Genomic DNA, 24,466 nt, shown 5'->3' on the forward strand with positions numbered 1-24,466 from the left:
CCGATGACGGCACGTCTCGCCGCGCTGATCGCCCTGCTTGTTGCGTTCTGGCCGGCGATCGCGGCGGCGCGGGAGATCGTCGACCTCGCCGGCCGCACCGTTACCGTGCCGGACCGGGTAGAGCGCCTCATCATCGGCGAGGGCCGCTATATCCCGGCCCTCGCCATTCTCGACCGCGACGACCCCACCCGCCGCCTCGTCGGCATGATGGGCGAGTATGAGCAGGTCGACCCGGCGACCTATGCGCGCTTCCGTGCCCGCTTCCCCCGCATTGCGGAAATCCCCCGCTTCGGCCGCTCCTCGCAGGACAGTTTCAGCGTGGAGCGGGCGCTGGCACTGCGCCCGGAGGTCGCGATCTTCGGGGTCGACGGCCATGGACCCGGCGCCGCCAATGCGCGGGTGATCGAGGTGCTGGAACAGGCCGGCATCGCGATCGTGTTCATCGATTTCCGCAACGATCCGCTGGTCAACACGCCGCGCAGCCTCGAGGTGCTCGGCGCGGTGCTGGGACGGGAGGCGGAAGCGGCGGCCTTCGTCACGGAATGGCGCGCCGCCCATGACGTCGTGCGTGACCGGCTGGCACAGCAGCGCCCGCCGGCGCCGCGCGTCTTCGTCGAGAGCCGGGTCGGCCTCATGCCCTGCTGCGAGACCATGGTGCGCGGCATGATGGGGGATTTCGTCACGGCGGCCGGCGGCACCAACCTCGCCGACGGCGTCATCCTCGCCGATGCCGGGTCGGTGAGCCTGGAATATCTGCTCGTCAACCAACCGGACATCTATGTCGGCACCGCTATAGGCAGCGCCGCAAGCCCGGCGGACAGCCCATGGATCGCGCTGGGGCCGGACGTCTCGGCGGCGCGTGCATTCGAGAGCCTGTCACGCGCCACCCGGCGCGTCGGCATTGCCGAGCTGACGGCCGTGAAATCCGGGCGTGCCTTCGCCGTCTGGCATCATTTCTACAATTCACCCTTCAACGTCGCGGCGCTGCAGGCCTTCGCCAAATGGCTGCATCCCAAATTGTTTGCCGACCTGGACCCCGAGGGCCTGCTGCGCGACCTGCACGCGCGTTTCCAGCCCTTTGCGCTGGAGGGAACGTACTGGACCTCGCTGAGACGTCCCCACTAGGGCGACGCCCCGCTGCCCCGGAGCCGGCGCGGCTCTTCGCTGGCCATTCGCGACGCTCCGAGTGAAAGTGACCTTCCGCCACATCCATTTCCCGCCGAGGACGCATGGTCGCCATCTATGCCCATTCGCTCGATGGGAAGCCCGCGGATCGATGGGAAACCCTCGCCGCCCATAGCGCCGCCGTGGGCGCGCGTGCCGCCGACTATGCCGAGCCGCTGGGATGGGCGGAGGTGCTGCGCCTCGCCGGGAGCCTGCACGACATCGGCAAAATGTCGCCGGAGTTCCAGGCCTACATCGCCGGACAGCGCAGCTCGGGCGGCGACCATTCTTCCGCCGGGGCCCGCATTGCGCTGGATCGTTACGGGAATGGGCCCGGCAAGGCGCTCGGCACGATCCTCGCCGCCCTCATCGCCGCTCATCATGCCGGGCTCGCCGATGGGGACGATCTGAGCCGCCGCATGGACGGGTCTCATCGGCTGGTCCCGGCAGACTGGCAAAGCCATGCCGGCCCGCTGCCGGACCCGGCCATGCTGACGCCGCGCGTGCCGCTCCCCAAGGGCGGCCCGAAGGGCTTCGCCCTCAGCTTCCTGATCCGGATGCTGTTCTCCTGCCTGGTCGACGCCGATTTCATCGCGACGGAACATTTTTACGCCGAGGTGACGGGCGAGACGGTCGAGCGGGGCGGCCACACCGATCTCGCCGTGCTGCGCGCGCGACTCGCCGCCTTCATGGCGAAGAAGCGCGCCACCGCATCTCGAAATGACCTCAACGCGCTGCGCGCCGACATCCTCGACCACGCCGTGGCCAAGGCCGCCCTGCCGCCCGGCCTTTTCAGCCTCACCGTGCCGACGGGCGGCGGCAAGACACTGGCATCACTGTCCTTTGCGCTGGAACACGCCGTCCGCCACGGCCTGCGGCGGGTCATTTTCGTCATTCCCTACACCTCGATCATCGAGCAGACGGCCGAGGTATTCCGGCAGGCGCTCGGCGCGGATTTCGACATTCTCGAACATCACGCCAGCTTCGACTGGGAGAACGCGAAAAGCCTTCGCACGGCGGATGACGAGGCTCCCAGCGCCCTCGCCAAGCTGCAGCGGGCGGCGGAGAACTGGGACGTACCGATCGTCGTCACCACGGCGGTACAGTTCTTCGAGAGCCTGTTTGCCAACCGCACTTCACGCTGCCGCAAGCTGCACAACATCGCCGAAAGCGTGGTGGTGCTCGACGAGGTGCAGACGCTGCCGCTGCATCTGTTGCTGCCAAGCCTGGCTGCCATCGAGCAGTTGACGCTGAATCATCGCTCCAGCGCGGTGCTCTGCACGGCGACGCAGCCGGCGCTGCGGAAGATCGACGCCGCCCTGCGCGATGGCCAGGGAACGCCCCTCGGCCTGGACCTGCCGGAGGCGCGCGAACTCGCGCCCGATCCGGCGGGCCTCTATGTGAAGCTGAAGCGTGTCGCAGTGGGGCGGATGGCCGGCCCGGTGGCGGACGAGGCCATCGCCGGGCGCTACGCCGCGCAGCCGCAGATGCTGTGTATCGTCAACACAAGGCGGCACGCGCGCGCGCTGTTCGACGCCATACGCGACCTGCCCGGCGCGGTGCATCTTTCCACACTGATGTGCGCCCGCCATCGCCGGCAGGTCCTGGCCGAATTGCGGGCCAGGCTGAAGGACGGCGCGCCGGTGCGGCTGGTGGCGACCTCGCTGATCGAGGCGGGCGTCGACATCTCCTTTCCCGAGGTCTGGCGCGCCGCCACCGGGATGGACGCCATCGCCCAGGCCGCCGGCCGCTGCAATCGCGAGGGCGAGTTGAAGGACGCCGCCGGCGCGCCCCGCCTCGGGCGCGTCGTCGTGTTCGAACCGGCGGACGGCCACATCCAGCACGATATCAAGCTGCGCTGGCAGGCGGCGCAGCCGGTGCTGGAAAAATACGCCGATCCGCTCGGGCTCGACGCGGTCCGGCACTACTTCACCGAGCTTTATTGGCAAAAGGGCGACGCGGGGAAGGCGTTCGATACGGCCAAGGTAGGTTCTTATACCGGCATCCTTCCCGCCATCAGCGAGAGCGCGGACGGCCTCGCCTTCCCTTTCCGCTCCGTCGCCGAGGCCTTTCGCATGATCGACGAGGCGGCGGCGGAGCCGGTCATCGTGCCGTGGCAGGCCAGCCCGGACGATGACGACGCCGAAAAACTGCTGGCCCGCCTCGCCGCGCAGGAGCGTCCGCGCACCGCCGACCTTAGGCGGCTGCAGCAATATGTCGTGCCGATCCCGAAGCGGGCCCGCGACGAATGGCTGGAACGCGGCGTGCTCAAGCGGGTCCACCCCACGCTCGGGGACGCGATGCTGCGCTTCGTCGACGACGCCCATTATCGGGCGGAGACAGGCGTCGATCTGGAAAACACGACGTATCGGGACCCCTCGCTGAACATGATGTAAGCGCCGATCTTCTCGATCCAGTCCGCAGGGTCGGCAAGCGGCGGCGACACGGCCCACAATCATCGGTGGAAAACCGGTTCATATTCCCCAACGTGAGTTGCGCACATCGAAACGTTGGTCTGAGGTGCTGGGGTGCCGTTGATTCCGGGGTTCTGGGTGAGGTGGGTGCATGTCCTTTGGGGTGAGGCTCCATGTCTGGGGCGAGCGGGCCTGCTTTACCCGGCCAGAAATGAAGGTCGAGCGCGTTTCCTATGACGTGATGACCCCTTCGGCGGCGCGCGGCATTCTCGAAGCGGTCCATTGGAAGCCGGCTATACGTTGGGTGGTGGACGCCATTCACGTTCTGCAGCCCATCCGCTTACAGTCGTTCCGTCGCAACGAGGTGGGCGCCAGGGCCAGCGCCGCCTCCGCCGGCACCGCCATGCGCGCCGGCACCACGGGAGGGCTCGGCCTCGTCGTGGAAGAAAACCGGCAGCAGCGCGCCACCCTGTTCCTCACCAAGGTGGCCTATGTCATCGAGGCGCATTTCGAGCTCACGGCCAAGGCAGGGCCGGACGATACCGAGGCCAAGCATCTCAGCATGTTCAACCGCCGCGCAGCGACGGGCCAATGCTTCCACCGCCCCTGCCTCGGCACCCGCGAATGCGTGGCGGATTTCGAGCTGATCGCCGCCGGCGAGCCGCTTCCCGAGAGCCGGCTGCCCGACGACCAGCGCAACCGCGACCTCGGCTGGATGCTCCACGACATCGACTTCGCCGACGGCAACACCTCCCGCTTCTTCCACGCCCGCCTCACCGATGGCGTGCTGGACGTCAAGGCCTGCCTCGCCGGTGGGACGGTGTCATGACCATCCTGCAATCGCTTGACCGCTATTACGAGCGGATGGCCGAGCGGGGGGAAGCCGAACCGCCGGGCTTCTCCCGCGAGAAGATCGGCTTCGCCATCGAGATCTCGCAAGACGGAGCGCCAGTCGCGGCGATCGACCTGCGCGCGGCCAGCGGCAAGAAGCTCGTTCCGCAACTGCTCTCCGTGCCGGCAGCGGTGAAGCGCACGGCGGGCATCCTTCCCAACCTGTTCTGGGACAAGAGCGCCTATGTGCTCGCTCGCACGGCGGGACAGGGAAACCGCACGGCACTGGAGCACGACGCCTTCAAGGTCCTGCATCTCGACCTGCTGGCCGGGGCAGACGATGCGGGCCTTGTCGCGCTGCGCCGCTTTCTCGAGAGCTGGACGCCGGAACGCTTCGACAACCCGCCTTTCCACGCCGAGATGCTCGACGCGAATCTCGTCTTCCGTCTGCAGGGTGACCTGCACTTTGTGCACCAGCGCGAGGCGGCGCGCGCACTGCTGGCGGCGCGGGCAGGCGGCGCGGGCACGCGCGTGGCGTGCCTCGTCACCGGCAACACGGCCATCACGCAACGGCTTCACCCCACCATCAAAGGGGTGAGCGGAGCGCAGTCCTCCGGGGCGGCGCTGGTGTCGTTCAATCTCGATGCCTTCACCTCCTACGGCAAGGAGCAGGGCGACAATGCCCCGACCTCCGAGGCGGCCGCTTTCCGCTACGGCGCCGCCCTGAACGGTATGCTGGAGCGCTCCAGCCGCAACCGGCTCGCCCGCGGCATCGGCGACGCGACGGTGGTGTTCTGGGCCGATACCTCGGACGCCGTCGACGAGGCGGCGGCACGGGCGGCGGAAGACTTCTTTGCCGCCATGGCCGAGCCGCCGAGTGACGAGGGAGAAGCGAAGAAGGTTCGCGCCAAGCTCGAACTGATCATGCACGGGCTCCCGGTCGAGACGCTCGACGCGCAGCTTCAGGCCAAGACGCGCTTTCATGTTCTCGGCCTCGCGCCCAACGCCGCGCGTTTGTCGGTGCGCTACTGGCTGTCGGATGATTTCGGCGCCTTCGTCGAGCGCCTCGGCGCGCATTACCGCGATCTCGCCATCGAGCCGAGCCCATGGGGCGAGCGGCCGCCTTCCATCGCCTGGCTGCTGCTGAAGACCACGGCGATGCTCGAAAAATTCGAGAACATCCCGCCTCTGCTGGCCGGCGAAGTTGCCCGCGCCGTGCTGGAAGGCACGCGCTACCCGCGCTCGCTGCTGGCGGCGGCGATCATGCGGGTGCGCGCCGGCGACGATCCCGCCACCGGCTGGCACGCCGCCGTCATCAAGGCGGTTCTCGCCCGCGAGCATCGTCTGAGGAGGCTCGACAAGGATGCGCCTGAAAGCCCCGAACGCGCCAAGGAGGACGTACCCGTGAGTCTCCACAGGGAGAATTCCGATCCCGCCTACCAGCTCGGCCGCCTGTTCGCCGCCTATGAAACGGCGCAGCGAATGGCGCTGGGCAAGGTCAACGCCACCATTCGCGACCGCTATTTCGGCGCCGCCTCGGCCACCCCGGCCAGCGTCTTCCCGATCCTGATGCGCGGCGTGCAGAACCATCTCGCCAAGCTGCGCAAGAGCGGCAAGGGCATCTGGCTGGAGCGCGAGATCGAGGAGATCATCAATCGCCTCGACGACCACATGCCGCGCTCTCTCCCCCTCGAGGCGCAGGGGCGCTTCGTGATCGGCTATTACCACCAGCGCAAGGGCCAGTTCGCCAGCCGCGAGGCCGAAGCCGAACTCGCCAGCACCGACGCGGAGGACAACGACAATGACGAATGAAACGAACAGCCTCACGCGCCGGCACGAATTCGTGCTGTATTTCGACGTGATCAACGGCAACCCGAACGGCGATCCGGACGCTGGCAACATGCCGCGCCTCGATCCCGAGACCAATCAGGGGCTGGTCTCCGACGTCGCTCTGAAGCGCAAGATCCGCAATTACGTGGCACTGGCCCGGCCCGACGTGCCGGGTCACGAGATCTACATGCGCGACGGGGCGACGCTGAACAACGAGCACAAGCGCGCCTGGGCCGCGGTGCTGCCCGACGTCACCAAGGCGGAGGAGCTGAAGAAGGGCCCCAAGGACGACGCCAAATCGCGTGAACTGACCGCCTGGATGTGCGCCAATTTCTGGGACATCCGCAGCTTCGGCGCCGTGATGACCACCGGCGTCAATGCCGGGCAGGTGCGTGGGCCGGTGCAGATCAACTTCGCTCGCTCGGTCGAGCCGATCCTGCCGCTGGAAATCTCCATTACCCGCCTCGCCGCGACCACGGAAGCCGACGCCGAGGCGAAGGGCGGGCGTACCATGGGCCGCAAGCACATCGTGCCCTACGGCCTCTACCGCGCCCATGGCTATGTCTCCGCCCCGCTCGCCTCGCATCCGACCAAGGGCACCGGCTTCTCAGACGCCGATCTTGACCTGCTGTTCGAGGCGCTCGGCAACCTGTTCGAGCATGACCGCTCCGCCGCGCGCGGCGAGATGGCGACGCGCAAGCTGGTGATCTTCCGCCACGCCTCGGCACTGGGCAACGCGAAGGCCAACGAACTGTTCGACCGGGTGAAGACCTGGCGGCTGTTCCGCGGAGAGAAGCACAAGCCCGGCGACGAGCGCCTCGACAACGCCCCGCCGGCGCGCAGCTTCGAGGACTACGCCATCACCATTCAACGCGATGGACTGCCGGACGGCATCGAGATCATCGAGAAGTAGGACCCAAGTCCATGCCGGCCTCTCCCATCGACGGCGAGACGGAGGAGGCGCTGGTCCCGCTCTCGGCGCTGCAGCACTATCTCTTCTGCCCGCGCCAATGCGCGCTCATTCATGTCGAGCAGCTCTGGGCCGAGGATGTTGCGACGGCCGAAGGGCGGCTGCTGCACGAGAAAGCCGATTCCGGCCGGGCCGAGGCCCGGCCGGGGGTCCGCACCGCCCGAAGCGTGGCGCTGCGCTCGGTTGCGCTCGGCGTTTCGGGCAAGGCCGACGTGGTCGAATTCCACCGGGCGCGCGGCGGCGAGCCGGACACGCCCTTTCCGGTCGAATACAAGCGCGGCAAGCCGAAGGCACACCGCGCCGACGAGGTGCAACTCTGCGCGCAGGCGCTCTGCCTCGAAGAGGCATTCGGGGTGCCGGTTCCCCAGGGCGCGCTGTTCTATGGCGAGACCCGTCGCCGCCTCGGCGTGCCCTTCGACGCGGCGCTACGGGCTTTGACGGCAGAGGTCGCGGCGGCAACGCGCAGCATGATCGCGGCACAGGTCACACCGCCGCCGGTCCATATGCCGGCCTGCCGGCGTTGCTCGCTCGAAGCCCTCTGTCAACCGGCGCGGCTGGAGAAGCCACCCTCGGTGGCACGCTGGCTCGCCGCGCAGATCGGAGCGTGAGGCGGCGATGCGGCGGATGCTCAACACCATCTACGTCACCAGCGAGGATGCCTGGCTGCGCAAGGACGGCGCCAATCTGGTTGTCGAGGTCGGTGGCGCGGAGCGCGGACGCGCGCCGCTGCACATGCTCGAGGGCGTGGTCAGCTTCGGCCGCCCGGGCGCGTCGCCGGCCCTGCTGGCGGCCTGCGCCGAGGCGGGGATCACGGTCTCGCATCTCGACCCCAACGGACGGTTCCTCGCCCGGGTGGAGGGCCCGCGCACCGGAAATGTGCTGCTGCGCCGGACCCAGTTTCGGGTGGCTGACGACCCGGCCCGCGGCGTGGCCATCGTGCGCGGCATCGTCGCGGCGAAGACGGCGAACCAGCGCACGGTCATTCGCCGTGCCCTGCGCGACCATGGCACCACCCTGCCGGTCGAGGGTCGGGAGACGCTGGAGGCAGCCGAGCGACGCCTCACTGATGTGGCGCGCCGCACTCTCGGCGCGCCGACCGTCGAAGTGCTGCGCGGCCTGGAAGGCGAGGCGGCGCAGGTTTATTTCAGCTGCTTCAACCAGTTGCTGCGGACAAACGATCCCGCTTTCGTCTTCGGCGGTCGCTCGCGCCGCCCGCCGCTCGACCGGGTGAACGCGCTGCTTTCCTTTCTCTACGCCCTGCTCGGCCATGATTGCCGCTCCGCACTGGAAGCCCACGGGCTCGATCCGCAGGTGGGATTTCTGCACGCCGACCGGCCGGGGCGCGCCAGCCTTGCGCTGGACCTGATGGAAGAGCTGCGGCCCCTCCTGGCGGACAGGCTCGTACTGAGCCTCGTCAATCGACGCCAAGTGGCGCCGCACGACTTCGTCCTTGAGGAGGCCGGTGGCGTGCGGTTGACCGACGACGCCCGCAAACGGGTCCTCGTCGCCTGGCAGGAGCGCAAGCGGGACGAACTCACGCATGCCTTCCTGGGCGAGACGCTGCCGCTCGGCCTCGTGGCGCAGGCGCAGGCGCAGCTGCTCGCCCGCCACCTGCGCGGCGATCTCGACGGCTATCCCGGCTTCATCTGGAAATGACGCATGCTGATGCTGGTCGCCTATGATGTACGAACCGAGACGGCGGCCGGCCGCCGCCGGCTGCGCCGCGTGGCGCGGGCCTGCCTCGACTACGGACAGCGTGTGCAGAATTCGGTATTCGAATGCGAGGTGGACCCCTCGCAATGGGTGACCCTGCGGGCACGTCTCATCAACGAGATCGACGAGGCGACCGACAGCCTGCGATTCTACCGGCTGGGCGCCGAGGGCCGGAGCCGGGTCGAGCATGTCGGCGCCAAACCCACCCTCGATCTCGAAGGCCCGCTGCTGTTCTGAGCGGCCGCGCGAACCTGAAGCGCGCACGCCCGGCCGCGGAGGTTCGCGCAACCGGCAACCCATTGCGGGCGCTCCCTTTTCCCATGCACGCGCGCCGCCCCGCCCCGCTTCACCACGCCCGGCCGAGCCGGATCGCGCAAACGCCGGTATTTTCCATGCGCCACCAAGCTGTTAGACAGTGTGCCGTCGCCCCCCACGCGGGGGCGTGGATCGAAACAGCGAAAACCCCGCCGACTTGCCCATCGCGATCGTCGCCCCCCACGCGGGGGCGTGGATCGAAACCAAGCCATTGATGTCATTTGCATCATACGGTCGGCGTCGCCCCCCACGCGGGGGCGTGGATCGAAACGATAGAGACGTCATAGTCATCGATAGGAAAAGCGGTCGCCCCCCACGCGGGGGCGTGGATCGAAACAACGCCTTCGAGATGATGAGCCGGAATCCTTCGCGTCGCCCCCCACGCGGGGGCGTGGATCGAAACTTCTCGAAGGCGCTGGGCGCCGGCGGACGGGGCGTCGCCCCCCACGCGGGGGCGTGGATCGAAACCGCGTGGTAGGAGCCAGACCCACCAGCGCCAATGGTCGCCCCCCACGCGGGGGCGTGGATCGAAACTTTATGGGCGGGGGCGACGACGGTATCGCGCGGGTCGCCCCCCACGCGGGGGCGTGGATCGAAACCCATCGGCAACGCGACCCTGTCCGCCGACAACACGTCGCCCCCCACGCGGGGGCGTGGATCGAAACTGGGTGATGGCTATGAACTCAAATTCTGACGCCGTGTCGCCCCCCACGCGGGGGCGTGGATCGAAACTCGTCGCGCTCCGCGTCCTGCGCTGCCTTGCGGGTCGCCCCCCACGCGGGGGCGTGGATCGAAACGTTGTGCACGGCATACAGGCCGGTCATCACCAGGTCGCCCCCCACGCGGGGGCGTGGATCGAAACATGCCAGTTCGGCCTCGCGGGTCGATGCAGGCGAGTCGCCCCCCACGCGGGGGCGTGGATCGAAACATCGACCAGGTGCCGACGGCCCAGACGACGGCGCGTCGCCCCCCACGCGGGGGCGTGGATCGAAACAGGCCGATAGGTGAGGGTGACGAAGCGAGACGAGTCGCCCCCCACGCGGGGGCGTGGATCGAAACGTGTTCACCCGGGGGGCCGCCCCCATCTACAAGGGTCGCCCCCCACGCGGGGGCGTGGATCGAAACGTCGCTCTCGTAGGGCAATGGTCATCGGACAACGGTCGCCCCCCACGCGGGGGCGTGGATCGAAACCTGGATGCGGGTCCCCAAATCTCCCAGAGTGAGGAGTCGCCCCCCACGCGGGGGCGTGGATCGAAACTTCCTATGCGCGTGCATGACGGCCCGCCCCTCCGCGTCGCCCCCCACGCGGGGGCGTGGATCGAAACATGGCGGTCATGACTGCATCACCATCACCTTCAAGGTCGCCCCCCACGCGGGGGCGTGGATCGAAACTTGAGGAGGGCGCCGTTGAGGCCCAGCTCCCGGTGTCGCCCCCCACGCGGGGGCGTGGATCGAAACTTGCCGTCCGAGGAGCGATACCGGCAGACCGAGGGTCGCCCCCCACGCGGGGGCGTGGATCGAAACCAGCACCTCAGCGGACGAGCGCGCGTTCATCAGCGGTCGCCCCCCACGCGGGGGCGTGGATCGAAACCTCGAAGATCACGCCGCTGAGTTGGCGGCCCCGCGTCGCCCCCCACGCGGGGGCGTGGATCGAAACCAACTGTTAAAGGATCTTACGTCACACTTAACCGGTCGCCCCCCACGCGGGGGCGTGGATCGAAACTCGAAGACGGCTCCGCCGTGTTCTTCACCATGGAGTCGCCCCCCACGCGGGGGCGTGGATCGAAACTTCCGACCGGGGAGAAGGTGCCGCCCTCCGTCGTGTCGCCCCCCACGCGGGGGCGTGGATCGAAACCCGCCCGGGCCTCTTTATCCGTGCACAGTGAGCAGTCGCCCCCCACGCGGGGGCGTGGATCGAAACGCCGACGTGTTCGAACGCGCGATGATCGACTTCGTCGCCCCCCACGCGGGGGCGTGGATCGAAACTTCGAATAGGTCGTCGAACCCTGCCCGGAACGCGTCGCCCCCCACGCGGGGGCGTGGATCGAAACGCGGCCGAGCATGTTCGCGACTATTGGCGACTGGTCGCCCCCCACGCGGGGGCGTGGATCGAAACTGGGCGGCGGCTTCCTCCTTTCGACGCTGACCGCCGTCGCCCCCCACGCGGGGGCGTGGATCGAAACCCCGAAACCCCTTTTGCATAACCTATGCGCGCGCGTCGCCCCCCCACGCGGGGGCGTGGATCGAAACATCGACGACACGCCGGAGACGGTGAGGATCGTCGTCGCCCCCCACGCGGGGGCGTGGATCGAAACATGGAGCGCCGCCGCCCTTGGGGTTTTGACCGCGCAGTCGCCCCCCACGCGGGGGCGTGGATCGAAACAAGCGCATGAAGCTCTTGGGCGTGGGCATCGTGGGTCGCCCCCCACGCGGGGGCGTGGATCGAAACTCGCCCATGGTCACTCACCCTCCTGCGAGAGGCGTCGCCCCCCACGCGGGGGCGTGGATCGAAACCAGTTCGCGCCACCCTGCCGGCACCGGCAGCGTGGTCGCCCCCCACGCGGGGGCGTGGATCGAAACCTGTAGAGAGCGGCGGCTGATGCGCAGCACCTCGTCGCCCCCCACGCGGGGGCGTGGATCGAAACTTGTATCTAACGCCCTTTACACCCAAGGCGCCTATGTCGCCCCCCACGCGGGGGCGTGGATCGAAACATATACGATGCGATGTTGGCCTGAGACACCGCCGCGTCGCCCCCCCACGCGGGGGCGTGGATCGAAACTCGCCGAAGTATGGACTCCTTCACGGCAGGAGAGGTCGCCCCCCACGCGGGGGCGTGGATCGAAACACACCAGATCAGGCGCATGTCAGTGTGAACCCGCGAGTCGCCCCCCACGCGGGGGCGTGGATCGAAACACCACATAGCGCATCACCCCCTTGGCCACCCGCGGTCGCCCCCCACGCGGGGGCGTGGATCGAAACTCAAAGTCAGTAGGGGCTCGCGAGCGACCCCAGGGGTCGCCCCCCCACGCGGGGGCGTGGATCGAAACAAAGATGGCAAGGTCTTGAAAGCTCCGACCGAGAGGTCGCCCCCCACGCGGGGGCGTGGATCGAAACATGCAACCGGCCAGAAACAGCGTCGTGATCAGCACGCGTCGCCCCCCACGCGGGGGCGTGGATCGAAACATACCGCTCTCGCTGACGTTCAAGCGCGGGTAGGTCGCCCCCCACGCGGGGGCGTGGATCGAAACTAGGATCGAGCGCCATGAAAACCCCGCGCCTCTGTCGCCCCCCACGCGGGGGCGTGGATCGAAACCTTGTAGAGCACCGAGTCGGCGCCATCGCGGGATCGTCGCCCCCCACGCGGGGGCGTGGATCGAAACCAGAGCAGCCCCATGGCTCAACCCTCCCAATCCGGGTCGCCCCCCACGCGGGGGCGTGGATCGAAACGCCAATGGACTATCGACCAAGCGCAAACGGACAATGTCGCCCCCCACGCGGGGGCGTGGATCGAAACCTCGATCGCCCACATGCCAATGCCAGGACGGAGAGAGTCGCCCCCCACGCGGGGGCGTGGATCGAAACTTTTTGCCAGTAGTCCATGTATTGCCGGCGAAGAGTCGCCCCCCACGCGGGGGCGTGGATCGAAACAATAAATGCCGTGATTATGTCTTTGGCCTCGGCGGTCGCCCCCCACGCGGGGGCGTGGATCGAAACAGGTTGGAAACGCCGATCTGGTCGGGCGGCTTGGTCGCCCCCCACGCGGGGGCGTGGATCGAAACATTGCGATGGCCGGGGATGAGATCATCATCTCCGGTCGCCCCCCACGCGGGGGCGTGGATCGAAACATCACCACGAAGTTCTGAGCGTCGACGCTCACGACGTCGCCCCCCACGCGGGGGCGTGGATCGAAACGAGGGCATCAGAGGGGCGAATGCTGGATCATGACGTCGCCCCCCACGCGGGGGCGTGGATCGAAACTGGATCCGCTTGGCACGGCGCGACCAATGAGCCGCGTCGCCCCCCACGCGGGGGCGTGGATCGAAACAGGGCTTGGGGGCAACAGGGTCAGTTCCGGTTTGTCGCCCCCCACGCGGGGGCGTGGATCGAAACAACGATGGTCGGCTCGTAGCGCACCCACATGGTGCCGTCGCCCCCCCACGCGGGGGCGTGGATCGAAACCGATCCACTGTACGATGTCCCCCAGAAGCCCGGGTCGCCCCCCACGCGGGGGCGTGGATCGAAACAGGCTGTTGGGCGACACCTCGATATGCGCTGACGTCGCCCCCCACGCGGGGGCGTGGATCGAAACTGGAATCCTCTCGTGCTGATCTGTTGATCGACAGTCGCCCCCCACGCGGGGGCGTGGATCGAAACCACTGCCCGTCCTGAAACGCCCCCTGAACCGAATGTCGCCCCCCACGCGGGGGCGTGGATCGAAACTGAACGAGAACTGCACAGGCCCGCCGTCTGCGCCGGTCGCCCCCCACGCGGGGGCGTGGATCGAAACAATGCGGGTGTGGCCGTCGCACGGTGTACGAGCGGTCGCCCCCCACGCGGGGGCGTGGATCGAAACACCGAGGAGTGCCGAAGGTGCTCCTTGAGCGTGGTCGCCCCCCACGCGGGGGCGTGGATCGAAACTCCTTCAGGCGCCGCATCTTGTCGAGCGCCGGGTTGTCGCCCCCCACGCGGGGGCGTGGATCGAAACATGAACCCCGGAGGTTTGGCGCACCAGTCTGACGTCGCCCCCCACGCGGGGGCGTGGATCGAAACTCGCGCATGAACGTGGTTAGTCGAATGGAAGCCAGTCGCCCCCCACGCGGGGGCGTGGATCGAAACGAGGAGGTCCTTCGCGAATTTGACGAGGACCGCGTCGCCCCCCACGCGGGGGCGTGGATCGAAACTTCATGACAGGCGGTGGGGCTGGCGAGAGCGCAGGTCGCCCCCCACGCGGGGGCGTGGATCGAAACGCGAACAGTAGCCGAGGCGCCGGTATAGATTTCGGTCGCCCCCCACGCGGGGGCGTGGATCGAAACTCGAGCGCAGCTCGCTCAGAATCGCCGAGAGAGGGTCGCCCCCCACGCGGGGGCGTGGATCGAAACAATCGTCTCGTGCATCCGGTCGATTTCGGCCTGAGGTCGCCCCCCACGCGGGGGCGTGGATCGAAACATCCAGCCGCCCGCTATCGAGCCGGAACGGCGTTGTCGCCCCCCACGCGGGGGCGTGGATCGAAACAGATCAAGGTAGATCTGATCCTGCCCATCGTAGCGTCGCCCCCCACGCGGGGGCGTGGATCGAAACCAGTATCCCGGCGTGACGCTCTGATATGCGAGCCGTCGCCCCCCACGCGGGGGCGTGGATCGAAACTTTATCGCCGGCGCGCTGACGGGGGGAAGGACCGGGTCGCCCCCACGCGGGGGCGTGGATCGAAACTCGTGACCTCTGCGGCGCCATCGCTTGAGCGAGATGGTCGCCCCCCACGCGGGGGCGTGGATCGAAACCGATATCGGCTACTCCCCGGCGCATGGGCCGACCGTCGCCCCCCACGCGGGGGCGTGGATCGAAACTACGGCGAGACGACCAATCCGCGCTTCAAGGTTGTCGCCCCCCACGCGGGGGCGTGGATCGAAACACGGCGCTTCCCATTCTGCTCACCGGGGCAGACGTCGCCCCCCACGCGGGGGCGTGGATCGAAACTTCGAGCACTGCGCCATGCGCGGCCGCGAGGAAATCGTCGCCCCCCACGCGGGGGCGTGGATCGAAACAGCGCGCCCTTGGTGCGACGGCGGATGGCGCCATGTCGCCCCCCACGCGGGGGCGTGGATCGAAACAACCGATCCGTATGTCTTTCTCATCACCCTCTCCTGTCGCCCCCCACGCGGGGGCGTGGATCGAAACTGATACCCCGTTGCGATGCCGCCGAGGGAGAGCAGGTCGCCCCCACCCGGGGGCGTGGACCGAAACAAGGATGCCGTCACGCGGGTGACGAAGGCTGTCAAGTCGCCCCCCACACGGGGGCGTGGATCGAAACACGTTTTATGTGCATGTCAGCGAGCGGGGTTTGCCGTCGCCCCCATACGGGGGCGTGGATCGAAACTCGGTGCCGAGCTCGGCACGGGCGATCCGGTCCAGGTCGCCCCCCCACACGGGGGCGTGGATCGAAACCTTTTCACCCGATACGGCGTGGACGGCCTCCTCAGGTCGCCCCCCACACGGGGGCGTGGATCGAAACCGGTTCGGCGTGCGGAACATCGAGGCCGAGCAAGTCGCCCCCCACACGGGGGCGTGGATCGAAACCTTCAAGGTGTCGAGCGCCGCCGGCGACCCGCCAGGTCGCCCCCCCACACGGGGGCGTGGATCGAAACGGGCGGATCGCGTTCGTCATCCGCCGTCACCGTTGTCGCCCCCCACACGGGGGCGTGGATCGAAACTCCACCACCGGTACGCCCTTGGCGCAGCCATTGGGTCGCCCCCCACACGGGGGCGTGGATCGAAACAGGAAGTCATCGGCCGCGACAGCCGACTCGACGAGGTCGCCCCCCCCACACGGGGGCGTGGATCGAACTCGGGGGCGCAGTATCTCGACCTGCAGGGCGCCGCCGTCGCCCCCCACGCGGGGGCGTGGATCGAAACACCCAGCCGGCGCGGGCGATAGCACCGGTGTTGGTCGCCCCCCCCACACGGGGGCGCGGATCGAAACCACGAGAGCTTGCAGCAGGCCATCGACGCGGCCGGTCGCCCCCCACATGGGGCGTGGATCGAAACACTGCGTCTCACCTCCTTCCGTAGCCGCGCCAAGTCGCCCGCAATGTTCAGCGCCCATAGGGCATCAGCGCTGCCGTGGGGCCGCCCGAATAGTTCACATAGACGGTCTTCTTGCGCAGATAGGTCTCCAGCCCATGCGCCCCGTCATCGCCGCCGAGGCCGCTCTCGCGGAACCCGACATGGAACCCCTGCAGCATCTCCGGGCCGATGCGGTTGACGTAGATCTCGCCGAACGAGACCTCGTTGACCGCCGACATTACGCGGGTGAGGTCGCGGGTGAAGAGATAGGCGGAGAGGCCGTAGCGGCTGTCATTGGCGATCGACACCGCTTCCTCGAAGCTGTCGAACGGCATGATCGGCACGACGGGGCCGAAGATTTCGCGCGACATGATCGGCATGTCGGCGGTGACGCCGGTGAGCACCGCCGGCTTCATCCAATAGCCGCCGGCGACCGGCGCGGTTTCCGGGCGGCCGCCGCCGAAGGCCAGCGTGGCGCCGCCGGCGATGGCGTCGGCGAGGATGGCCTCGACCTTCTCCAGTTCCTCGCCGCTGACCTTCGGGCCGATATCGGTGGTCTCCAGCATCGGGTCGCCGAGCACCAGGCTCTGCGACATCGCGACGAACCGCTCGACGAACGCGTCATAGACCGCGCGGTGCACCAGCGTGCGCTCGTTGCAGATGCAGACCTGCCCGCAATTCATGTAGCGGGAGGTGGCGGCCGAGCGGACGGCGAGATCGATGTCCGCGTCGTCCAGCACGATGAAGGGCGCCTTGCCGCCGAGTTCCAGCGAAACCGGCGTGAGGTTCTGCGCCGCATTGCTCATGATGCGCTTGCCCGTCGGCACGCTGCCGGTCATGGTGATGAGGTCGATGCCGGGCTCGGAGGTGATGGTTTCACCCACCGTGTCGCCGGGGCCGGTGACGATGTTGACGACGCCCGGCGGCACCCCGGCCTCGTCGAAGATGCGGGCCATCTCCAGCGCCGAGAGCGGCGTGTCCTCATGCGGCTTCAGCACCACCGTGTCGCCGGCGATCAGTGCCGGGGCGATCTTGCGGCTGACCAGCGCGCTGGGGTAGTTCCACGAATGATGGCGCCGACGACGCCGATCGGCACGCGCTGGATCCACACCTGCTCGCCGGCGAAGTCGGAGGGCAGGATTTCGCCCTGGATGCGGCGGGCGAACTCGGCGTAATAGTCGAAGAACTCGGCGGTTCCCCCGACTTCGCCGCGCGCCTCGTTGATCGGCTTGCCCTGCTCCATCACCACGATGCGGGCGAGCCGCTCGGCATCCCGGCGCACCAGCGCGGCGATGCGGCGCATGACACGGGCGCGCTCCAGCGGCGCCTTCAGGCCCCATGCCTTCTGCGCCGTGCGGGCGGCCGCGATGGCCTGCCGGGTCTGATCGGCACTGGCTTCGGGCACGTCGATAAAGGTCGCGCCGGTCGAGGGATTGATCACCGGCCGGGTGCCGGCGGCACCGTCGACGAACTGTCCGTCGATGAGCATGCGGCATCTGGCGGGCAGGCTTACGGGCATGGCGTCTGTCCCTGCGTGATTTTTTGGGAATGTGCCTAGCCGTCGCGGCGGCCGGCGAGATTGAGCGCGAAATCGATCGCCTCGATCAGGCTGTCCTCATTGGCGATGCCGCGCCCGGCAATGTCGAACGCCGTGCCGTGATCCACCGACGTGCGGATAATGGGCAGGCCGAGCGTGACATTAACGCCCGACAGCGCCCTCCACGCGCCGGTCTCGGGATCGATATCGAAGCCGAGCAGCTTGACCGGGACATGTCCCTGGTCGTGATACATGGCAACCACCGCGTCATAGCTGCGGCCGCGCAGCTTCACGAAGACCGTGTCGCCGGGCACCGGACCGATCACCGTGACGTCCGATCCCTCGTAGGTGGCAACCAGAGGCGCGGTGACATCGATGTCCTCGCGGCCGAAAATGCCGCCCTCCCCGGCATGCGGGTTGAGCGCCGCCACCGCGATGCGCGGATGGGGAATGCCGAGCGCGCGCAACGCCTGGGCGGTCAGATCGATGACACGGCGCAGCCGCTCCGGGGTGAGGCGCGAGGGCACCTCGGAAAGCGGCACATGGGTGGAAACGTGGCTGACGCGGAAAGCGCCATGCGCCAGCATCATCACCGAATCCCGCGCCGCGGTGAGGTCGGCCAGCATGTCCGTATGGCCGGCATAGGTGTAGCCGGCGAGATTCAGGGCTTCCTTGTTGAGCGGCGCGGTGACGATGCCGGCCACGGTGCCGTCCTGCGCCAGGCGAACCGCCTTCTCGATGGCGAGATAGGCAAGGCGCCCGCCCTCGGCCTGCATGATGCCGGGCTCGATCGGGGCGCGCTCCGGGCCGGCTTCGAGGATGGCGTGCGCGAAGGGCTGCGCGGGGTCGTCGGTCTGCGGGATCGGCGGCGTGCCGCACAGCGCTTCGGCCGTGCGCAACGCCGCGACGCTGCCGAGGATGAGGAGGGAAAACTCGCCGGCGGCAAGGCGCGGTGAGAGGCGGGCACAAGCCTTGGCAATGATCTCGGGGCCTATGCCGGCCGGATCCCCCATGGTGACGGCGAGGCGCGGGGCAACCATGAAGCGTACTCTCGATTAGGAACGCGCATTAGATATCAAAAGATTTCACAAATGCGCAATATCTATCTTTGGACGCGCGCCCGTCAACGCGACATGGCGCCAAGCGCTGCGGCGAGGTCCACCAGGAGCTCCGGGCGACCAAAGGCGCCGGATTTCGAGATGACGGCGAGGCCGTGAAGCCGCCCGCCGCGCAGCCGGGACACCGGCAGGCCGGCTTCCAGGGCGCCTTCAACCGCCAGCCCCTCCGCGCCGACCGCCTCCGCCACGTCGCGCAGCGTCTCGCCGCCGGCGACGAACAGGCAGCCCGGGCGTGGGCTCGCCTCCAGCAGGCGCGCGAAGCGTTCGGCGATGACCCGTGCCGCGCTCGCGCGGTCACCCTCGAAAGCGACGGTGACAAGTGCCGCCTGCCCCCGCTCCAGCCGGGAAAGCACGGCACCGAAAGCATTCGGGCCACCGCCGAGCCGGATGTGGCAGCCAGGATCCACGGCCTCGGCACGGGCGATCTGGCCGAAGGTGACGGGGTGATGGGAGCCGATCAGCGCGAGCAATGGACGCGGCAGATCGACATCCGGCGCCGTTGCATTCATCCCGCCGGCGCGTGCCAGCGCGGCCGCCAGCCCCCCGGTTCCCACCCACAGCACCCGATAGCCACCCGCGCTTTCATCGGCGACGGCGGCATCGAGATCGGCGTCGGTCTGCGCGTCCCGCACCACGAATTGCTGCCGGTCGATCCCGGCAGAGGCCAGTGTATCCGCGATCGACGGGCCGAGCGGCTCGTTCGACCCCACGCGCCATTGGCGCCCATCGCGCGTCACCCGCCCTTGAAACGGGAAAGACGGCGCGATCACGATGCGCCTGTCGGGCCGGGCGGTGGCCAGGGCGGCGATTTCGACGGCCCAATGACCGCGCATCAGGCTGTCGATCTTCTTGAAGGCCGGCCGTCCGTCGGCGAGCCAGCCCGCCAGGGCCTTGTGCCGCTCCGCCGCCTCCCGCGCGTGCCCTTCGCGCGTGGCGGCATCGACCGCGCCGGCGGCCGGCAGCGGGCCGCCCGGACGCCATCCTATGTCCAGCGGGCGTGCCGTGGTGGCGAAGGCGGCGGCGCTGTCGAGGGCGCCGGTGAGATCGTCGGCGAGGATATGCGGGCCGATCGGGTCAGGCACGGGCGCGTTCCGGCCTGGATCCGCCAACGGGGACGACGCGCACGACGAGGTTAAGCGCCCGCAACGCGGTGAGATTCGCCGGATCGATGCCATCATCGGTGACGATCTCGCTGACCTCGGAGGCATCGCAAATGGTGCAGAAGCTGGGCGAGGAGAACTTCGAACTATCCGCCAGCACCAGCACGCGGCGCGCGGCGGTGATCATGGCGCGCTTCATGGCGGCGACCTCCAGCGAGGTCTCGGTGAGTGTGGTGCCCGTGATGGCGTGCGTGCCGAGCAGGGCGACGTCGGCGTGGATGGTGCCGAGGAAATCCTCGCCGGGGCGGCCGACAAGCGTCAGCGAGCCGCGGCGCACCGTGCCGCCCGGCACCACGAGATGCACTTCGGGGACATCGGCCAGCACCTGGGCGATGGCGAGGCTGTTCGTCACTGCGGTGAGCGCCAGGCGCCGCGCCGCCACTTCGCGCGCCACGGCCAGCACGGTGGTGCTGGCATCGAAGATGACGCTCTGGCCCGATTGCAGCTCCGCGGCGACCGCCGCGCCGATCGCCTCCTTCTCGGCACGGGCGAATTGCGCGGCGATGGCGATTTCCGGCTCGAAAGTGGCGTGATCGGTGCGCTGGAGCAGGGCTCCCCCATGGGTGCGCTCCAGCGCCCCCTGCTTCACCAGATGCTCCAGATCGCGGCGAATGGTCGACGCCGAGGCGCCGACGACCTCCGCGAGTTCCTGGATCGCCGCCGCCCCGTCACGCTTCAGCCGCTCGAGGATAAGCGCGCGCCGCTTGGCCGGAATCATCTCGACCCGCCCGCGCCCCGGATCCTCGCCCCGTTCGTCCTGTGCCATGGCCCCTTTTTCCCCGCCGAAGGTCAGCATTGCTGTCGAATGACGCATTATGGATCAATATGAAATCTTTTGACGTATTTCGAAATGGTAGTTATAGGCTTTGGGAAAATTTGAACGTTCCGCGACAGCCGGTCAATCACGGCGTCCGCAGGGACGCAAGCGGAGAACCGTCCGCACAGGAAACGTCCGGCCAGCCGTGCTGGCGCACAGGAGGAACGCATGCCATTCATTTCACGTCTGAAATCCGTCGCGTTCGGCGCCGCATTGGCCACGGCGGCGGCGAGCGGCGCCCTGGCCGCCGACAAGCCGAAGATCGGCGTCGTGGTGCCGACCCTCGCCGCCCAGTTCTGGAACAACTACACCGACTTCATGAAGAAGGGCGCGAACGAACTCGGCGTCGAGCTCATCGTGCTCAACGCCGACAACAAACCCGACCAGATGGTGAAGTCGCTGGAAGACCTCGTTGCCCAGCATGTCGACGGCATCATCTTCACGCCCTATTGGGCGACCGCCGCGCGCGGCCTCACCTTGGCGAAGGAAGCCGACATCCCGGTCATCCTGACCGACAGCTATGCCGACTTCCCCCCGCAATCCCCGCGGTTCCCGAACTACGTCGCCTTCATCGGGCCGAGTGATGAAGACGCCGGCTACCAGATGGCCAAGACGCTCTTCGCCAACATCAAGCCCGGCGCGGACGGCAAAAAGGTGATCGGGGTGGTGAATGGCACGGCCGGCACGTCGGTCGCCATCGATCGCCGCAAGGGGCTGGAGAAGGCCCTGAAGGAAGCGCCTGACGTGCGCGTCGCCGGAGAGGTCGACGGCAACTTTGTGCGCGACACCTCGCAGACGGTGTTCGAGTCGCTCTATCAGGGCCATCCCGACATCACCGGCGTCTGGGCCGCCAATGGCGGCACCGCCACCGGCGTACTCGCGGCCTTGAAGAACCGCGGCAAGGTGCCGGGCAAGGACGTGATGGTCGTCGCCATGGACCTGAACCCCGAGAATGTTGATGCGGTGAAGTCCGGCGAGCTGCTGTTCGACATTGGCGGCCACTGGCTTCAGGGCGGCTTCGCACTGGTCATGATGTACGACCAGATCAACGGCAAACCGGTACCGGCCGGCGCTGCCAATGTGAAGCTCGGCCTGCTGCCGCTCACCAAGGACAAGGTCGCCCAGTTCGAGAAGGACTTCCCCGGCGGCGTCCCGCCCTATGACTTCAAGGAGCACTCGCAGGTCTACAACCCGAAGGCCAAGCCCGCCGCTTTCGAGATGACGTACGGCGACTGAGGACTCCGCAGGCGGCCGCTGCCCGCGTGGCGGCTGCGAGGTTGGTGGCATGACACTCGACGCGCGCAATCTTGGCAGAACCTTCGGGCGTACCCGCGCGATCGACGGTGTGTCGGTCGCGCTCGCCGCCGGTCGCGTGCACGCTCTGGTCGGCGAGAATGGCGCGGGCAAGTCGACCCTGCTGAAGATGCTGGCCGGGGCCGAGCGGCCCGACACAGGCACGATGACGCTCGACGGCGCGCCCTATGCGCCGTCGGGCCTGGTGGAGGCAGCGGCCGCCGGCGTCGCCCTGGTGTTCCAGGAGATCACCATCAATCCGGCGCTCGGCGTGGCCGAGAACATCTTCATCGACCGGCTGCGCCGCTTCGCCGGAGGTGGGTTCCTCGACAGCCGCGCCATGGAACGCGCCGCCCAAGGCGTGCTGGACCGGCTCGGCGCTCGCATCCGGGTCGGCTCGGACATTGGCCGTCTCGATCTCGGCCAGTGGAAATGCATCGAGATCGCCCGCGCGTTGTCGCGCGATCCCAAGCTGCTCTTCCTCGACGAATCCACCGCCTATCTCGACCATCGCGAGGTCGACGCGGTGCTGACCGCGATCCGCCGGCTGCGCGAGGAAGGGCTCACCATCGCCTTCGTCTCGCATCATCTCGCCGAAGTCCGCGCGGTCGCCGACGATCTCACCATCCTGAAGGATGGCCGCCAGGTCGGACGGTTCACGGTGGACGAGATCGCCCCCGACGAGATCCACCGCCGCATGGTGGGGCGCGACATATCGGGTGGAATCTACCCTGCCCGCCCCGCCCCTGCCGCGCAGGCGACGGGCCCGGTGTTCCGCGCCACGGGAATCGCGCTTCCCGCCGGCGTGCGGAACGCATCGCTCGACGTGGCGGCGGGGAAATCCTCGGCATCGCCGGGCTCAAGGGTGCGGGCGGCGAGGCACTGCTGGCGGCCATCGCCGGCGACCGCCCGCTCGCCCACGGCGCGATGGAACTCTCCGGCGCGCCCTACAGCCCGAAGCAACCGGCCGATGGCTGGCGGGGCGGCGTCGCGCACCTGCCGGGCGACCGCACGGGCGAAGGGCTCATCGTCGATTTCAGCGTGCTGGACAATCTGGTGATGGCGCGCCCTCCCCGGCGCGGCCCGTTCTTCGACCGCGCGGCGGCGCTCGACATTGCCGCCGCCCTCATCCGGCGCATTGGCATCAAGGCGCCGTATGCCGACCTGCCCGTGCGTACCCTCTCGGGCGGCAACATGCAGAAGGTGGTGCTGGGAAAATGCCTCGCCACCCGCCCGAAGCTGCTGCTGCTCAACAATCCCACCCGGGGCGTCGACGTCGGGGCGCGGCTGGAGATCTACCGCATCATCCGCGACCTCGCCGCTGACGGCCTGGCCGTCGTCCTCCTCTCCGAGGACCTGCCAGAGTTGCTCGGCCTGGCGGACCGGCTGCTGGTGATGCGCCACGGTGAGATCGTCCATCGCTGCGAAGCGGTCGGCGCGAGCGAGCACGACATCGTACGCCACATGACCTGAGCATCGGAAGACGCCATGAGCGAACGCGCAGAATCCACGCAGGAAACCCGTCCGGACAGCGAGACGCGTTCGGACGCGTTCGGGCGCAGCGCGGCGACACTGCGCCGGCTCTTTCCCACCATCGTCCTGCTGGCTTTGTGCCTCGTCTTCGCGCTGGCCTCGCCGCGCTTCTTCACCGTCTCGAACGGGCTGATCGTCCTGCAGCAGGCGACCGTGCTGCTGGTGGCTGCAGTGGGCATGACCTTCGTGGTGATGGCGGGCTCGATCGACCTCTCGGTGGGCGCCATCGTGGCACTGGCCGCGCTGACCGCCGCGTCCTTTTCCGACGAGCTCGGCGCGGCGGCGGTCATCCCCGCGGTCGGCGTCGGGCTGGTGGCCGGGCTGGTCAATGGCGTCATCGTGGCGAAGGGCAAGGTTCCCTCTTTCATTGCCACCATGGGTGCCATGGTCGTCTATCGCGGCATCGTGCTGATGTTCACGCGCGGCGCGCCGGTGTCGATCAATGACGAAGGCTTCCTCGACGCCTATTCCGGCCGCACCTTCGGCATTCCCCATTCGGTACTGATCGGCCTCGCGCTTGCGCTCGTGGGATTGGTGATCCTGCGCAAGACGGTGTTCGGCCGCGAGGTGCGCGCCATCGGCGGCGGCGAACGCGTCGCCATGCTGACCGGCATCCGCATCGCGCGGGTCAAGATCGCGATGTTCGCCTTGCTCGGGCTGCTGTGCGGCATCGCCGGGCTGCTGCAGAGCGCCCGGGCCATGGCGGCGACGGCGCAGCTTGGGGAAGGTCTGGAGCTCGACGTCATTGCCGCCGTCGTGGTCGGCGGCTCGCCGCTGACGGGAGGCATAGGCAGCATCGGCGGCACGGTGCTGGGCGTACTGATCATCACCATCCTGTCGAACGGGATGAACATGATCGGCGTCGATCCCTACCTGCAGAACATCATCAAGGGCGCGGTGCTGATCGCGGCGGTCTTCATTACCATCGACCGCAACAAGATCGGCATCATCAAATGAAAATACCATCGGTTTCCAAGGAGATCAGCCGAA

At 68.3% G+C, this 24,466-nt stretch carries 14 protein-coding genes, 2 pseudogenes and 1 CRISPR repeat array; of the genes and pseudogenes, 12 read left to right on the plus strand and 4 right to left on the minus strand.

What is annotated here, in order from left to right:
* The first annotated feature begins 3 nt into the window (after positions 1–3).
* The 8 genes from ACQY76_RS04110 to cas2 all read left to right on the plus strand — a co-directional run bounded on the left by ACQY76_RS04110 (position 4) and on the right by cas2 (position 9,159).
* A complete protein-coding gene (locus ACQY76_RS04110; RefSeq protein WP_428031641.1) occupies positions 4–1,125 on the plus strand; it encodes an ABC transporter substrate-binding protein in 1,122 nt (373 codons plus the stop codon).
* A gap of 104 nt (positions 1,126–1,229) precedes the next feature.
* Positions 1,230–3,560: a CRISPR-associated endonuclease Cas3'' gene (locus ACQY76_RS04115; RefSeq protein ID WP_428031642.1), complete on the plus strand. Its 2,331-nt coding sequence runs from the start codon at positions 1,230–1,232 to the stop codon at positions 3,558–3,560.
* A gap of 169 nt (positions 3,561–3,729) precedes the next feature.
* Positions 3,730–4,407, plus strand: coding sequence for a type I-C CRISPR-associated protein Cas5c (gene cas5c, locus ACQY76_RS04120; protein ID WP_428031643.1), 678 nt, complete (start codon positions 3,730–3,732; stop codon positions 4,405–4,407).
* Positions 4,404–6,221 (plus strand): type I-C CRISPR-associated protein Cas8c/Csd1, encoded by a 1,818-nt coding sequence (cas8c, locus tag ACQY76_RS04125; protein ID WP_428031644.1) that lies wholly within the window; start codon positions 4,404–4,406, stop codon positions 6,219–6,221. The genes cas5c and cas8c overlap by 4 nt, the downstream gene beginning before the upstream one ends.
* Positions 6,211–7,152, plus strand: coding sequence for a type I-C CRISPR-associated protein Cas7/Csd2 (gene cas7c, locus ACQY76_RS04130; protein ID WP_428031645.1), 942 nt, complete (start codon positions 6,211–6,213; stop codon positions 7,150–7,152). The genes cas8c and cas7c overlap by 11 nt, the downstream gene beginning before the upstream one ends.
* A gap of 11 nt (positions 7,153–7,163) precedes the next feature.
* Positions 7,164–7,817, plus strand: a complete 654-nt coding sequence (cas4, locus tag ACQY76_RS04135) for a CRISPR-associated protein Cas4 (protein WP_428031646.1) — start codon at positions 7,164–7,166, stop codon at positions 7,815–7,817.
* Between the two features lie 7 nt (positions 7,818–7,824).
* Positions 7,825–8,865: a type I-C CRISPR-associated endonuclease Cas1c gene (gene cas1c, locus ACQY76_RS04140; protein ID WP_428031647.1), complete on the plus strand. Its 1,041-nt coding sequence runs from the start codon at positions 7,825–7,827 to the stop codon at positions 8,863–8,865.
* 3 nt (positions 8,866–8,868) lie between these two features.
* Positions 8,869–9,159 (plus strand): CRISPR-associated endonuclease Cas2, encoded by a 291-nt coding sequence (cas2, locus tag ACQY76_RS04145; protein ID WP_428031648.1) that lies wholly within the window; start codon positions 8,869–8,871, stop codon positions 9,157–9,159.
* Positions 9,160–9,344: 185 nt separating this feature from the next.
* Positions 9,345–15,267: a CRISPR direct-repeat array (repeat unit 32 nt; unit sequence GTCGCCCCCCACGCGGGGGCGTGGATCGAAAC).
* A gap of 780 nt (positions 15,268–16,047) precedes the next feature.
* On the opposite strand, the pseudogene aldA reads toward cas2, so the two are convergent.
* The 4 genes and pseudogenes from aldA to ACQY76_RS04165 form a co-directional block, all read right to left on the minus strand.
* Positions 16,048–17,537: pseudogene (gene aldA, locus ACQY76_RS04150) on the minus strand (aldehyde dehydrogenase).
* A gap of 35 nt (positions 17,538–17,572) precedes the next feature.
* Entirely contained in the window at positions 17,573–18,595 is a 1,023-nt protein-coding gene (pdxA, locus tag ACQY76_RS04155; RefSeq protein WP_428031649.1) for a 4-hydroxythreonine-4-phosphate dehydrogenase PdxA, read from the minus strand.
* An 83-nt stretch (positions 18,596–18,678) separates the two neighbouring features.
* Positions 18,679–19,755 carry a four-carbon acid sugar kinase family protein gene (locus ACQY76_RS04160; protein ID WP_428031650.1) on the minus strand — a complete coding sequence of 359 codons (1,077 nt, stop codon included), beginning with the start codon at positions 19,753–19,755 and terminating at the stop codon, positions 18,679–18,681.
* Positions 19,748–20,599 carry a DeoR/GlpR family DNA-binding transcription regulator gene (locus ACQY76_RS04165; RefSeq protein ID WP_428031651.1) on the minus strand — a complete coding sequence of 284 codons (852 nt, stop codon included), beginning with the start codon at positions 20,597–20,599 and terminating at the stop codon, positions 19,748–19,750. The genes ACQY76_RS04160 and ACQY76_RS04165 overlap by 8 nt, the downstream gene beginning before the upstream one ends.
* A gap of 219 nt (positions 20,600–20,818) precedes the next feature.
* On the opposite strand from ACQY76_RS04165, the gene ACQY76_RS04170 reads away from it, so the two are divergent.
* From ACQY76_RS04170 to ACQY76_RS04185, 4 genes and pseudogenes are all read left to right on the plus strand, one after another.
* Entirely contained in the window at positions 20,819–21,886 is a 1,068-nt protein-coding gene (locus ACQY76_RS04170; protein WP_428031652.1) for an ABC transporter substrate-binding protein, read from the plus strand.
* 49 nt (positions 21,887–21,935) lie between these two features.
* Positions 21,936–22,382 (plus strand): annotated as a pseudogene (locus ACQY76_RS04175) (ATP-binding cassette domain-containing protein); the annotation flags it as partial.
* Positions 22,376–23,416 (plus strand): ATP-binding cassette domain-containing protein, encoded by a 1,041-nt coding sequence (locus tag ACQY76_RS04180; protein ID WP_428032929.1) that lies wholly within the window; start codon positions 22,376–22,378, stop codon positions 23,414–23,416. The pseudogene ACQY76_RS04175 and the gene ACQY76_RS04180, both read left to right, overlap by 7 nt.
* A gap of 15 nt (positions 23,417–23,431) precedes the next feature.
* A complete protein-coding gene (locus ACQY76_RS04185) occupies positions 23,432–24,433 on the plus strand; it encodes an ABC transporter permease (protein ID WP_428031653.1) in 1,002 nt (333 codons plus the stop codon).
* Positions 24,434–24,466 lie beyond the last annotated feature (33 nt).

This window comes from Ancylobacter sp. (assembly GCF_965279025.1).
Taxonomy (GTDB): Bacteria; Pseudomonadota; Alphaproteobacteria; order Rhizobiales; family Xanthobacteraceae; genus Ancylobacter.